12 protein-coding genes and 1 pseudogene are annotated in these 15,017 nt (G+C 42.7%); 10 read left to right on the top strand and 3 right to left on the bottom strand.

Features of this window, described 5'->3' with window-relative positions; all coding sequences use genetic code 11:
* Positions 1-1,268: 1,268 nt before the first annotated feature.
* The 3 genes and pseudogenes from DXA05_RS05250 to DXA05_RS05240 all read right to left on the bottom strand — a co-directional run.
* Positions 1,269-1,553: pseudogene (locus tag DXA05_RS05250) on the bottom strand (transposase); the annotation flags it as partial.
* Positions 1,554-1,849: 296 nt separating this feature from the next.
* A complete protein-coding gene (locus tag DXA05_RS05245; protein ID WP_008016308.1) occupies positions 1,850-3,049 on the bottom strand; it encodes a hypothetical protein in 1,200 nt (399 codons plus the stop codon).
* A 243-nt stretch (positions 3,050-3,292) separates the two neighbouring features.
* The gene (locus DXA05_RS05240; RefSeq protein WP_004315332.1) at positions 3,293-4,297 is read right to left on the bottom strand and encodes an aldo/keto reductase; all 1,005 of its coding nucleotides are present in this window, start codon (positions 4,295-4,297) and stop codon (positions 3,293-3,295) included.
* 221 nt (positions 4,298-4,518) lie between these two features.
* Between DXA05_RS05240 and DXA05_RS05235 the strand changes: the two genes are divergently transcribed.
* From DXA05_RS05235 to DXA05_RS05205, 10 genes are all read left to right on the top strand, one after another.
* Positions 4,519-5,697 carry a site-specific integrase gene (locus DXA05_RS05235; RefSeq protein WP_004315331.1) on the top strand — a complete coding sequence of 393 codons (1,179 nt, stop codon included), beginning with the start codon at positions 4,519-4,521 and terminating at the stop codon, positions 5,695-5,697.
* Between the two features lie 438 nt (positions 5,698-6,135).
* On the top strand, positions 6,136-6,723 hold the full coding sequence (locus tag DXA05_RS05230) for a DUF3575 domain-containing protein (RefSeq protein WP_004313482.1): 588 nt from the start codon (positions 6,136-6,138) through the stop codon (positions 6,721-6,723).
* 10 nt (positions 6,724-6,733) lie between these two features.
* The gene (locus tag DXA05_RS05225) at positions 6,734-7,897 is read left to right on the top strand and encodes a DUF3868 domain-containing protein (protein ID WP_284515435.1); all 1,164 of its coding nucleotides are present in this window, start codon (positions 6,734-6,736) and stop codon (positions 7,895-7,897) included.
* A complete protein-coding gene (locus tag DXA05_RS27130) occupies positions 7,894-8,280 on the top strand; it encodes a hypothetical protein (protein WP_284515434.1) in 387 nt (128 codons plus the stop codon). The genes DXA05_RS05225 and DXA05_RS27130 overlap by 4 nt, the downstream gene beginning before the upstream one ends.
* A 194-nt stretch (positions 8,281-8,474) precedes the next feature.
* Complete coding sequence (locus tag DXA05_RS27125) at positions 8,475-9,122, top strand: lipoprotein (protein ID WP_284515433.1); 648 nt, start codon at positions 8,475-8,477, stop codon at positions 9,120-9,122.
* Positions 9,123-9,277: 155 nt separating this feature from the next.
* On the top strand, positions 9,278-9,823 hold the full coding sequence (locus DXA05_RS27120; protein ID WP_284515432.1) for a hypothetical protein: 546 nt from the start codon (positions 9,278-9,280) through the stop codon (positions 9,821-9,823).
* 167 nt (positions 9,824-9,990) lie between these two features.
* Positions 9,991-11,379, top strand: coding sequence for a hypothetical protein (locus DXA05_RS05215; RefSeq protein WP_004313479.1), 1,389 nt, complete (start codon positions 9,991-9,993; stop codon positions 11,377-11,379).
* A 21-nt stretch (positions 11,380-11,400) separates the two neighbouring features.
* Positions 11,401-11,943, top strand: a complete 543-nt coding sequence (locus DXA05_RS27115) for a FimB/Mfa2 family fimbrial subunit (RefSeq protein ID WP_284515431.1) — start codon at positions 11,401-11,403, stop codon at positions 11,941-11,943.
* Positions 11,944-12,026: 83 nt separating this feature from the next.
* Positions 12,027-12,542, top strand: a complete 516-nt coding sequence (locus DXA05_RS27110) for a FimB/Mfa2 family fimbrial subunit (RefSeq protein ID WP_347812586.1) — start codon at positions 12,027-12,029, stop codon at positions 12,540-12,542.
* Between the two features lie 9 nt (positions 12,543-12,551).
* On the top strand, positions 12,552-15,017 hold the full coding sequence (locus DXA05_RS05205; protein WP_258999386.1) for a DUF4906 domain-containing protein: 2,466 nt from the start codon (positions 12,552-12,554) through the stop codon (positions 15,015-15,017).

The raw sequence follows: 15,017 nt of genomic DNA, 5'->3' as shown, positions 1-15,017 counted from the left end.
ATACATACAAATATTATGAAGAACGAGAAGTTATAGAAAGGAAAAAGAACGAGAAGTTAATTTATTGTTAAACGGAATAAGAGATTAGGATATTAGCATAGAATACGTGAGACATGTCACTTACTACAATCTCCGGGAAAAATTTAGCGGATTCTTTTGGAGAGATATATAATAAATAACCGTTCTCAATAAAAATATTAAAAAGCTACTTCCTTCGCTCGAAAGTAAGCTATGACAAAAGTAGAAATAAATATCTATTAAACAAACAATTTTGACAGAAAAAAACATGCTTTGTCTATTAATCCAGTTTATATCATATAAAAAAACATTAACCCGACGTTTCCTGAAAATGATTTTTCACTTTCATTTCTCATATTCTCATAGTAAATACAATAACTATATATAAATCAAATGCATAACACTATGAGAAATACTATTCAAAACGGCATTTCTCATAGTATTACCAGCGTTTCATCCATAAAACAACGTATTTCTCATACCCTTTCAAGGTATTTCTCATAGTATTTTGACTATTTATGCTATAAATTCTCAAGCTAGATCCTAAACTAAAGACCAAGTTGAATACCAGACTAGACACTGCTTTACAATATATTATCAGTGCTTATTGAAAGTATATAGAGCAGACATTCGCATATTTTCCTACCTGCATCTGCATCGTTGCACTCCAGTGAACAGGCCTGTGCACTAGAGTAGAAAGAACCGTCTACTCGAGTGAAACGATCTGTTCACTCGAGTGCAACGATACAGATAGTAGTAGGAAAAAATGGTAATAATTAAGGAAAAGCATAAGGATATAAGGTGCATGATACACAGGAAAGCAGTAAACAATAGGAAGTTGCTTAATAAACGACATAAGAAAAAGGAATAATCGTAAAGTTCGACGAGAGTCTGGGAAAAGATACAGCCATAATGCATGAGAAAGGAGTAAAATAGATAAAAGGAGTATGAGAATAAGATGAGAAACGATTTAAAACCTATGAGAAATGCATCATTTTTAAGGATAAATGATAGAAATAGTATGAGAAATACCATTTTATATTTTATTTCTCATACTATTATATTATTGATTTACATATAATTACCGTATTATTTATGAGAATATGAGAAATGAAAATGAAAAATCGTTTGCAGAAGAAAAGAACAAGAGGAATCATTCACCAGGCAGGGAGATGTGTAAATTAAACTATGTATGCTTTATTCTCATTCAATCTCATCGGTCGGTGAACGGCCAGCGCCAAGGAGCAGGACTACCCGTCCCAACGGACGTAAAATTGCAACATTTTAAACCTATCTACAAATTTTATCGCCAGTTGTCGTGCACTAGCTCCCCAGTTAGCCAGTATGACATGGTCCATTTCTTACATATATTGCGATAAGCGAGGTAAAACAGTTTTTTAAGGGCGGTGTTGTTAGGGAACACGCCCTTGTTTTTTTGTCACTTTCCGTATCTGATGATGACAGTCCTCAACTGTATTTATGGTATAAATCATACGATGTATATCCGATGTGAACTGAAAGTATTCAGTAAGTTTTCCCTACGTTCATAATCCTCACATATGACATTCAGTTCTTTCAAAAGCAGAGAAATATTATTCATATTTTCTTTACCTCAAAAATTCATTTTTCGATTAAGACTACAAATAAGTTTTTCACAGTAAAATCAAACGAGAAACACTCCAGCAAAAGATCCTAAAAACAGACTTATCTCTATTATTATTGATATCCCATTTCTTGAATATTTATATTCAAATATCGGCCCAATTTGAGCCGATATTCTTAATTTAAAGGTATACGCAATATCCAACAACCTATCATTCCCAAGATAACTTTAATTGGAATTATATTCTAACCACTTCTTTATAGTTTTTTTGGTTGTTTGTTGTAATCCTTCAAGTTGGTGTGGATCATCGTTCGCATATCGTATTATCAGATTAGGATTATCTTGTAGATCTTCATACAATCTTATTGCAAAGAAATTATCCTCTTCTGTTACCATCTTCTCAATCAATAATGGAATGATTTCTTTTCCCATAGCCTTTAAATCGGCATATTGAGGTAAATTTCTTGTAGTAGCAGTGTTATTACTAAGCGAGTAATGCCATGCTTCCTTCCATTCATTAAACAGAGATTCAAACCTTGAACTATCTCTACATGTTTTTACTTTTCTAGCAATCATCATCAACTCATCCGGTGAGAAGATTATATTTTCGTGAATATCCTCACTTATTTCTTTCATTGCATTAGCATCTATTTCACTTAGACTACGGGTAGGAGAAACTGCCCCATAGGTTTCCACAGGAACTCCATACATTCCATTAGAAAACACACTTACAAGGTGCCACAATAGCCACATACGCCCCATCTTAGAATAAGGTGCCTCGCAATGGGGACTACCTCCAAGAGATGCATGCAGAGGGGTATTTCCCCAACCCCAAACTACAGGATAGTATCTTGATATTGAGGTTGCCCCTTTCATGTAATCATAAGCGGCATGATACACGGAACTCGCATTTTCATATCCATATCTTACTTGATCCCAAGTACTAAACTCTATCCACTTATTATTAAACCCCAACGAATAGGCAAAACAATTATATCCAGATGACGGATAATTCATAACAACTGTATTGGAATATTCAACTAAAGGAAACGATTTCCTTAAAGCATTCCTTTCAGCAGAAAAGAGAGGTCGTGGGAAAGAGTTCCTGATCAATTCGCGCTGTTCATCTGTTAATTGAGAATCCCAATTATCAGGAAGAATATACCCTCCCCCTGGTAGATTTGATCGTGTCTTAGCCATCGGTCCAATAATGCTATAAATATAATCCATAATTTCAAGGCTATCAAGCAAATTAACAGTTTGTATAGCCACTTCATTAGCCGGCTTTACAGATTCCTCAACGGTACTTACAATATCTTCGCTACTACAAGCAAAAATACACAACAGAGCGAATACTACAGTTAATTGCTTCATATCACAAGTATTTAAGGTGAATATTATACGAATGTATATATTTTTTTCGAGCATTCCTAACACTTTTCTGTTTTCTTACTCAATAATATTCCATTCTTTTGTTATTAAATGATATAGATGCTAGTGACTTTAAAAACCTTTTGAATATTTTAAAATAGCAGCAGCCAGAGGAGATGCAATCGCATGGTTAAATCTTGGAAATATGTATATGACTGGACAGGAGCATCCTTAAAATAGATGACTTCACCTTATCATTTTCAATAATAAGGTGAAATCAGCATACGATTCAGACTGAAATTATTCAGGTAAAATCTGTTCGATCTCTTTCAACTCATCTGCCGAGAACTCCAAATGATCCAACGCTTTTAAATTGTCGGCTAACTGGTTGACAGAGCTTGCGCCCACAATCACCGAAGTCATCCGTTCGTCTTTCAATACCCATGCCAGTGCCATTTCAGCAAGTGTTTGTCCACGTCGGAGGGCTATTTCATTCAACTGGCGGGCGGCTTCTACCTTTTCAGGCGTCACTTGCGAAAGCTGGAGAAAACCCGAAGAACGTGCGGCACGAGAGCCTTCCGGAATACCATTCAAGTATTTATCTGTCAACAGTCCTTGCGCCAAAGGAGAAAAAGCGATGAAACCGGAACCATATTCTGCTGCCAGCGGAAGTGTTTCGGCCTCCACCTCACGGTCGAACATACTATACCGATACTGGCTGATGAGACAGGGAACACCGGCTTTTGTCATCATTTCGTAGGCCATACGTGCTTGTTCGGGAGGATATTTGGAGATTCCGATATACAGCGCTTTCCCTTGTTTCACGATATCAATCAATGTCTGAATGGTTTCTTCGACCGGAGTAACTCCATCATAACGATGGCTATAAAAGATGTCGAAATACTCCAACCCTGTCCGACGGAGACTTTGGTCAATGCTCGCCATCAGATTTTTACGAGAGCTATTTCCGCCATAAGGGCCAGCCCACATGTCATGTCCGGCTTTGGAAGAGATGATCATTTCATCCCGATAACCCTGGAAGTTCTCTCGCAAGATTCGTCCGAAATTGGTTTCAGCACTTCCGGGAACAGGACCGTAATTGTTTGCCAGGTCGAAATGGGTGACACCATGATCGAACGCATACTTAATCATGTCGGTTGCTACATCGAAATTGTCCACACTACCGAAGTTGTGCCACAACCCCAAAGAGATTAAAGGTAACTGCAAGCCGCTCTTGCCACAATATTTATAGGGCATACGTTCGTAGCGTCCGGCTGCCGGCTGATAACTGAAAGAGTTTTCCATAAAACAGAATGTTTATATTTTCCTTTCACAAAGAAAGGAAATATATTTAATAATACTTTTGAACCAGCCTAAATTTTACGGCAGCATTATTTAAATAAAATTTCCATAACAACCCTGACAGTCTCTTTACTTGAGACAATTAAACAAAAATATAAAACCGTTCTACCCCTTACAAAAAACAATAGCCGGTAGTCCACGTTACCTAAAAAAAATAGAAAAATATGATAACTATCAAGGTTAAATTTAGAGAATCAACAATTAAGAAAAAGAAAGGAACCATCTATTATCTGTTGACAAGGAATAAAGAATACAGAGAGATAACAACTCCGTATAAGATTCATTCACACGAGTGGAATGACAAGCGTTCGCTAATTGCGATATCGAATGCCGAATACCAGCGCAGATATGAACTGCAGCTCATTGAAAACTCCATCATCCGGGATATTCGACACCTTCAGCACATTCTGACAAGTGAAAACAACATTGATACCATCATCAAACTTTTCAAAAAAATTCAAGGTGAAAGCCTATTATCCGTATTCAGCAAGAGTGTCACAAATGATTTGTATATCAAGAACCAACCCCGAACCGCAAAATCATATATAGCTTCAGTAAAAAGTTTCCTCCGGTTCAGAAACGGAGTTGACATTTCTTTCGAAGAACTGACTCCTAAACTTATTTCAGACTACGAAAGATATCTGAAAGAGCAGCAGATATGTAATAATACTATTTCATTCTATATGCGAAACCTAAGAGCCATTTATAATAGAGCTGTCGAAGAAAGCTATACAGAACAAAAGCATCCGTTTAAAAAAGTATTCGTAGGCAATGATAAAACCATCAAACGGGCAATAGACGAAGATGTCATATCAAGATTAAAAACATTGGATTTATCGTCAAAACCACGATTGGCTTTTTCACGCGATATGTTTATGTTCAGCTTTTATGCACGAGGGATGGCTTTTATTGATCTGGCGTACCTAACCAAAGAGAATATCCAAGGAGAATATATTATTTACCGACGCCATAAGACCGGACAAGAACTTAGCATAAAACTAGAAATATGCTTAAAAACTATTATTGATAGATACTCTCATTACAGTAACGGAACTTTCTTATTTCCTGTTTTATCAGAAAGTACACAGAATTATGATAGTGCCTTGAGACTTCATAATATTCATTTAAAGAAAATCTCCGGCTTCATGGGACTTCCCAAACCTTTGACTTCATACGTGGCGCGCCATAGTTGGGCTACACTAGCCAAGAAAAAAGGTATATCTACACAAATCATCAGTGAAAGTATGGGACATAATAGCGAAAAGACAACCCGAATATATCTCTCATCTCTTGACAGGTCCGTGATTGATGATGCTAATGCCAAACTGATTTCCGGTATATAAGAATATATGCAGGACTGCAAGATGGAATTAAAGTCTATGCATAATCAATTGATTTACACATTATTATTCACTGCAATTCTTTCTCTTCAAAAGAGACGGAATAAAATATTTATTTGCAAAATAAACAATTTAAATCTTTACTCGCAAGTATTTCTCAAACAATGTTTAAGCTATATTCAAAATAATCAGATCACTATGAATTCAAGCTACCGCAAATATATTTACCCATATTTCACAAATAAAAGGAACTTTCCGTCAGCCAAGCGCACAACTACACATCTAATTATAAGACGATTACGCACATAATACAAGTTTTATTCCGTCTCTTTTGAAGAGAAAGAATAGGCAGATATTACATTTTTTTCAATTAACGAAACAAACTGGCAAATAGTACAAACTTAAAAACACACATACAAAAATAATCAACAAGTAAATATAATGAAAATAAGAAGTATTTTCACCCTCCTCATCCTAACCCTCCTCGTTTCATACTCGAGAGCGCAGGATATAGCCATAAAAACAAATTTACTTTACGGAGGTTATACCTATACCCCGAATCTTAGTCTTGAAATAGGTTTGGGTAAAAGAAGCACACTCGATTTAGGCGGCGGCTATAATCCCTGGAATCTTGACGGAACGGCTGAAAACAACAAAAAACTAGTCCACTGGCTAGGCGAAATAGAATATCGTTACTGGCTATGCCAACGCTTCTCCGGCCACTTTCTCGGAGTGCACGTTCTCGGTAGCCAATATAATATTGCGCAACAGGATTTGCCACTCATATTCGGGAAAGGTTCTAAAGAATACCGCTTCGAAGGCTATGGCTACGGAGGGGGAATTTCATACGGCTACAACTTCTTTCTAGGCATACGATGGAGTATTGAAGCCAATCTAGGAATCGGATATGCACGCTTGCACTATGACAAGTACAAATGCCAAAAGTGCGGCGAAAAGATCGGAACAGAAAGCAGAAATTATTTCGGTCCTACGAAAGCAGGAATATCACTGATATATTACCTTAAATAGACAAACAAACATGAAAAGACAATATATGCTATTCGTCATCGTGTTGTTGTTCTGCACGAACACATCAGCACAGCAAAAAGAGTATTCCGGGAAAATACACGTCACGGCGCTGTCCCTGCAACAAGAAGGGGATTCAGTGTACGTGAAACTCTCTTTCGACATTTCCGGGGTAAACGTAGATTCACGTCGTTCGATCAGCCTGATTCCCACTCTGGTAGCGGCAGGCGACAGACTGGACCTGCCCGAAGTAGTCGTCAAAGGACGTGAAAACTATAACGTGTACCGACGGGAAACCGCCTTGATGAGTAACCGGGAAAAAACGGCGTATGCCGCAGAAGCTCCGTATGCAGTCGTCCCCGGATTCAAATCGGGGAACGCAAAAACAATTGCATACAGCGTAGCCGTGAAATACAATCCGTGGATGGCGGACGCAAAGCTGGATATGTATGAAGACCTTTGCGGCTGCGGCAATCCTGCGCGGAGGATAGGCATCACCATGCTTGCCAACCGTATAACGCTAGAGAAAATAATAGAGCCGTACGAAATAACTCCCAGCATGGCATACGTGCAACCTGTCGTCGAACCGGTAAAAAGACGCGAAATCATCAGCGAGGCTTTTCTGGATTTCGTTGTAAACAAGACCGATATCCGCCCCGATTACATGAATAATCCGCAGGAACTGAAGAAAGTCACCGACCTCGTTGCCGAGATAAAAGACGACCCGGACGTCACAGTCCGCGCGATTAACGTAATCGGTTACGCTTCACCGGAAGGCTTGCTGTCCAACAATCAACGGTTGTCCGAAGGCCGGGCCAAAGCACTGACCGGTTATTTGGCTTCACGATTCGATTATCCGCGGAGTTTATACCAAGTCGCTTTCGGGGGTGAGAACTGGGACGGACTCAAAGAATGTGTAGAGGCATCCCAAATGCCGTATCGTAAAGAAGTATTGGAGTTCATCGGGTCTTTCCCGGCCGAATGTGGCTACGCTGACCAAGTGAGGCGCAAAAAAACATTGATGAATCTGAAAGGCGGCGAGCCATACAGATACATCATCCGGAGTTCTGCCCCTTGCTTCGCAAAGCGATTTGTAAGATTGACTTTGACGTCAGAAATTTCAGCATCGAACAGGCTAAAGAGGTATTCAAAAGCCGTCCGCAAAACCTTAGCTTGAATGAGATGTTCCTTGTTGCCAACACCTACGAAAAGGGATCACAAGAGTTTATCGACCTGTTCGAAACTGCCGTGAAGCTATATCCCGACGACGTGACCGCCAATCTGAATGCAGCAGCAGCCGCGTTGTCACGCAAAGATACGGTCTACGCCAAGCGATATTTGAATAAAATAGAAAAATCACTCGATATCCCCGAATACCACAACACAATGGGAGTACTGGAAATGCTTTGCGGCAACTATGACAAAGCAGCATCACACCTGAACAAAGCAACGGAAACCGGACTGCCGGAAGCCAAACAAAATCTGGCAGAAATGACAAAGAAACAGGAGAATACCATTCTTATCAGGCAACAACAGTCAAAGAAAAAACAGCAGAGATAAACAACAAAGATTAACAACAGAGATAAATAACTGATTTATAAACACTTTTAAAAAACAGGAAAGCATAACAAAAAACAACCTCCTACAGGTAAGCATTCACCTATAGTTTGTTTAGGGACCAAACTATCAAACGGGCAAAACAAAAGCTAAAGCAAAAGCTGACGCAATTATTAAACATTTTATTTATAAAAACAATGAAGAAAATTATTTTCATGGCTTTATTCGCCGCCACTCTCTCCGCTTGTTCCAATGAGAACAACGAGGTGACCCAAGAAACAACGAACCTGAAATCACTCGATTTTTCTTTTGATGTCGCTACTCCTAAAACGAGAATGAGCGATGACGAAGTGACCACAGCAATAACAGCGGTCAGAAACAATATTCAAAACATTACCATCGAGTACTTCAACGCATCCAATGCTTCGCTCGGCACGTATGATTTCACACCCGAGCAGGTAGCTACGGCAAAAGGTGACGACCAGACTGCCACTGCTGCAGGCCGCAAACCCGTTAATATTAGCAACATTCCCAGCGCTACGACTAAAGTGAACGTTTATATGAACGTTGATAAGAACGCTGCCGACATCAATGACTTGCAGATAGGATACACGAAGATGGAATATCGTGGTACACCTAAAGATATCACATTGAAAACACCAGAAGGGGAAAGAATAGGCGACAATACGAACGACCTTTACAGTGTCGAAGTTTCAGTGGCGCCTGTATTGTCACGTTTCGAGTTTCACGGCAAGGCATCAGACATTAAGGTGAATAGTTCGGCAAGCGGTATACTACCAAGCGGAGTTGCAGACGGAACAAAAGACCAGGCTAAAGCCATGTAAGCGATGCTACAATTACAGCGGCAGAAAAGGCCGCTCAAGAAGCGTGGAGAAAAGCGAATCCGGGAACTGCGGATCCTTCGACATGGAGCTTCAAATACACCGTCGCGTATGCATACGATGACGCATACACGATTGAAAGTATTGACGAATATTATATGAATAATATACCTCTCACCAAAGATGGAGATTTAGTCTTAAATGCCAACGACGGTGCAGGCAACTGGAACGATGCTGCTAAGGAAAAATATAAAATAGGTGGCGATATGGAAAAAATGTTCGATACCACTGTAGAAGCAGACAAAGTTATCGCATACAATTTATTCCCTCAAACAGCGACAAACGGCACAGGTGCCAGCACCACCGATGTAAAAACAAGTATGCCGCACTTCGTTCTGAAACTTACCACTAAAGCAAACGGTGCAACCGCCCCCCGATGGCTGACAATCCGTGCATTGAAAGCTGCGGATGTATTGATTACCTCTTTCGACGCCGGCAAAGTATACGTACTGAATGCCACCGATATTAATATCAATCAATATTCCGCCAAGCTGAAAGTTACCACTAACAACGATATACCAGGTCCTGAAATACCGGAACCCGTAGACCCGACAGACCCGAATCCGGAACCGGTAGGCAAAGACCTCGACGTTCTTGTCAAGATCACCGAGTGGACTATTGTCAACGTGAAACCCGAGTGGTAATTACGACCATTACCGGACGTTAAACGACGCATAAAAAAAGGGGGGACGTGGCTGATTACCACTTCCCTTCACAAAGCCGTCTCCCTTCCCCCGGAAAGAATAACGGCAACGGGTGATAACCGCACCCTGTAACGGTTAGTATGAGATTCATTTTTTGATGCAGAATTATGAGAAAAGTCTTTTTCGTAGGGTTGATTGCCATACTGACAGGTTGTAGCCAGGAGAGCCGCGTTTCTTCGCCGGAAGACTCCGGTATCGAGCTACAAATTAATTTATCGTTAGGCAGCGTCTCCACCAGAGCCGTAGATGCCCCTATCACCGGCAACGACGGAGAGGGATATGTATTGCCTTTCACAGAGGTAAAAACGCTGAAAGTCGATTTATATAAATCTCTTGAAGCCGCCCCCATATTCACCTATACAGCCACCGATGCAGAGATTGCTGGCATCAGGAATACCGCCACCGGAAAGTTGGCAAGACTCTCCATACCCAAGATTCCGGTAACAACCCAATACGTGAAAGTGACGATAAACCGGTTTAAAGAGGAGAATCCGCTTATCAACCAATTACAGGTGAGCAGCCAGGACGACCCGCCCGCCCCTACCATGAACCGGACAGAGATTCCTTACGAAGGAGTTACCAAAGAAATTATCGTCATCCCCGAGGAATCGGACCCTTTCTCCGTCAAGGTGAAAGCCATCGTGGAAGTGGCTCCCGTATTGAGCCGGTTTGAAATCATACCGGGCGAAATCGTGGTCACCAACCCTGCAACCACAGGCGCTTCATTCGACTGGACGGACGGAACCGCAGGCAGAGACAAAATCAAGAACTTCACCGAAGCCGATATCACCGTAGCCGAAGCAGGCGCGCGGGAGAATTTCAGGAAGAAATACGGAACGGACGCTACCGCTGCCGCTATCTATTCCTATCGTGTCCGGCTCATCCGGTCGCCCTTCCCCGACGGCTTCGATATCAACAGCACGCCAACCGGATTCTATTTTTATATGAATTATTTCAAGCCGAGCCTCAACGCCGCCACTATCATAAAGAATACAAACGATGGTATCTCCGACTGGAACATGACCACAGGTTTTGCTGAATACAAGAAAGGAGGACAGCAGTCCAATATGTATGACGCAAGAACATCAGAGACTACAAAGGTGAACGCTTTTCATCTTTTTCCCCAATCGGTGGCGGCAGACGCTACTTTGCAACAAATCAAAGACGGAATGCCTCATCTGATTATGGGCTTTAGTACCGATAAGATAAAACGCTGGCTGACGGTCAGGGCATTCAGCGACAAAAGTAATAATGAAATTATCAACGCATTTAAGCCGGGGTATTGCTATTCCCTCGACCTTGATGATGTCGTTATCACCCCATGGTCATTGGGTTTGGACGTTCGCATTACCGATGGCGATAAAGTGACGGAGTCAGATCCCATCATCAAAGATTTCGATCAGACGTCTCACGTGCCCGAACCTGAAGGCGCAGATCTAGCACTCGGGCTTCGTGTCTCCAAGTGGAGAGACAAAGACTTGGAAGTAGAACTTTAACCGGAGAAAATAAAAGAAAGAATGAATAAAACATATTTCATAGGAATACTCCTGATTACTGCATCTCTTTTCGCAGGATGCACCAAAGAGAACACGGAAGATTGCTTTTCGGGACTCAGACTCGATTTCTACTTCACCCATCATACCGGCAACGGCAATCTCTTCGGCGAAAAGGTGCGGCGGATTCACGTGTACCTGTTTGACACGGAGGGCATACTTCAACTCCACGCGACAGACAACGGAGACAAACTGGAATATAGTTACCTGCAAAACGGACAGATACAGACGGTGTCAAAACCGAACCCGTGGGGAAAGCTCTCTGACGAGTATGTGATGAATCTGGATAAAGTGCCGCCGGGAAAATACAGAATTATATCATGGGCGGATAACGGGCAGAAAGACAACACTACTTATTTTCATGGAGAAATGAAAAATCCGGCAAGCCATAATTTAAGGAAAGACGTCACGCTGGGAGCGACAATGGCGGACGACCTCTATATGTTCTTAAAATGCCGGACGCATCCGGACTGCCCGAAGAACTTGTTCCGGAAGCAGAGGAGATAAACGACCTGTGGTATGGCGCGGCAGGCTCCCGCCATCCCCAAAGCGATATGTATACCTATGAAACCGTGGAAGTTAAAAACAGCGTGGTCACCGCACGCCGCATCGAACTGATCCGCAACACCAACCTACTGAAAGTCACTTTAAGCGGACTGGAACATCTCACGCCGGAAGTCCGGGACACGCACGCCGCGAACCGGGATACGGACTTCAAACTGTGGGCGGTTGCTACCGACGAGAGGTATAAGTCCGACAACACATTTGACGGGTACACCCGCTCCGTCCGCTACTCTCCATTCAAGACATTGATGGACGCGAACACGCTCTCTGCCGACATCAAGGTATTGCGGCTGACAATGGACCGCCCGGTGCTTTTATATATCGAGACACCCGGCGGACGCAGGATTCCGGAACAGCCGATTGACATCGTCAGTATGCTGTTCAAGGCACGCAACCCCGACACGGGAGCGTATATCTACCAATCGCAGAGCGATTTCGACCGGATATACGAACATCCGGTGGAAGTACGCATCGGCGCTAACCTGAACATCAGAATCTTTATCGGAGAATGGGAAATTGTGAACGTAAAACCTGCTGAATAGGATATGAAAATGAGAATAAGATATAGAATACTGGCATTGGCCGCGGCCGCGCTCCTGTCGGGCTGCGCCAAAGAATCCGCTGTGATGAACCTGCCTGAAGCGGAGAAAGTGACCGTACAGATAAAGACCAAAGCCCTTACCGGCAGCGTGGTGGAGGGAGTGACCATAGAGAAAGTGCGTTTCATGCTCTTTCAGAATGAGACATTATTAAATAATTATACCACTTCCAACGGGACGCTGAACGTTGACGACAGCGGGTTGTTCAATCTTGCTGTCAGCCCGGGAGTATATTCTTTCGCCGCCATCATCAACGAGACGCCCGAACTGACGGAGAAACTGAATGCCGTGACGAAGCGTACGGATATCGACGGCGCCGGATTCGACTGGCAAAGCAGCGCGCTGACCTCCGGCAATATGCCGTTGGCCAATCTGGGAGAGATAAAGATTCAACCGGGAACGACGTCCGGACAAGGAGTGGCGCAACTGCGCCCCGTATACAATTCGGAAGGCGGCAGATACAAAGGTGATTTCACGACAGCATCCACAACCGCAAGCATCGATATGCCCCGCGTGATGTCGCAAGTATCCGTGTTTTTGCGACAGGACGATGCGGTGACGGAAGAAATAAAAATCAGCAACGTGCAGGTTAGCAATATACCGCGTTACAGTTATCTGATAGACCAACAGGATACCGACAATACCAATCTGAATCTCTTCAACGGTCCCGAAATGACCATTTCCGCATCCGGGGGAGACAAGGTGTACAACAGCAAACAGTACCACCCCTTTCCTACCGCCATTATTGCGGAAAAATCGTTCTATAAGGATGGAGCAGACGACGAGACAAAAGCCGCCGACCCAGATTATGCCGCTTATATATTTATCAACGCAACCTACGGGGGCATACCCACTACGTACAAGATACTGCTTCGTGAAGGAGATGCTAATTTCAGGCTCCTTCGTAATACCAATTACAATGTGTATGCTACAATTAAGCAAATAGGCAGCAAAGGCATCTATGTGGTGATTGAACCTGTCAAACTGTACAATATCGCGGTTAATTGGGCTCCGGTAGAAGGACTGGTCATCGTGAGTGACCGGGAGGCGGACTTCAACAAGAATGTCAATGTGTGGAGTGACTACACGGCTTATTCCGGCATACTTAAAGTATATAAAGGCGACGCCTACCACGATGCCCTGTTCAAATACGGCAGCCTGATAGCTACCGGTAATGATGCTACGGCTACTACAGAGCAGGAGTTCACTGCCCCGACGGCTGTTGAAACGACCAACGATGTAATCTGGTATCCCGGAGATTTCAATGTGACGGGTATCGGTAACTGGGATGATGTCCCTTATATCACGGATGCGAGCAATATCCCGTCAGGGAATACGCTCGAACTGGTAGCACAGGGTAAGGGAGATCCCTGCCGTCTGGCAGCATTATCCCCTCATCAGATAGGTGCGGAAGGGAAGGTAGACAACCAACAGTGGCACATGGCCAATTCTACCGAATATGCCATATTGATGAAGGCAGCCAACGGGGCAGAAAGTAAAAATGATAATGGATACCGTTCTTTTCATGAACTGCTGATACCCAACGTCAAGTACCGCAATGAAAGCGGAGTGCTGGTTTCCTCCCATAATTACAACGGAAACTATTGGAGCACGGAAAGCAACAAGGCATTCTCCTTCGACAGCCGGAATCCGACAGCAGCAGCGCTCGGCGCAGCCGCTCCCGGACAAGGATATACCGTTCGTTGCGTAAGAAACAGCATTCCTGAAGCTCGTATAACAATCAATCCTCCTACTTCCGTAGACTATAAGGGGGCAGCCGTCAACGGACTTCCTTTCTATATAGACAGCAACGTGCCATACTGGAAAATGGAACTTATCCAGAGCGGAGCCCACGTAGGAACTTCCATGAATTTCGAAGACTTCTCATTCACACCTTTAGCCGCAGGAGTTATGCACGAAATCGAAGGTTCTTATACCCAGACTCCCAAAGCATACATTGCGCGCAGAGCATCAAGAAACGAAAGCCGCACTTTTGGAGTAAAATTCACTTCCATGCACTTCACCGGTGAAGAGAATACTTATTATTTCACTATAAAACAGAATGGATATAGCATCAGCGGAAAACTAAGTATCAATAATCTGGAAGATAATAATAGAATTAAAAAAGAGGGAGGCAAGTATACCATACATATTGAACTCACTCCTGATGACGTACCTATGCCTGTAGGGGCTGAACTTAAAGTTCGATATACCTATCTTGGTACTTCCCGTGGTGAAGAAAGCACAATCGCCACCACTATAAATGCAATCCAACGTGAATATGACGTGGTACTGAACATCCTCCCTAATGATACGCCGGATGTTATCGGACTGGTATTTCATGTATACATGAACGAAAAAGACGGTTTGGGATATCGCGAGATAACATCAGATTCTTATTACCAAAATAATGAGTGA

It is taken from the genome of Bacteroides sp. AM54-2NS, assembly GCF_003602935.1.
Lineage (GTDB): Bacteria > Bacteroidota > Bacteroidia > Bacteroidales > Bacteroidaceae > Bacteroides > Bacteroides xylanisolvens.
The sequence above is the reverse complement of the archived record's forward strand: the minus strand, read 5'-3'. Positions and strand labels throughout refer to the sequence as shown.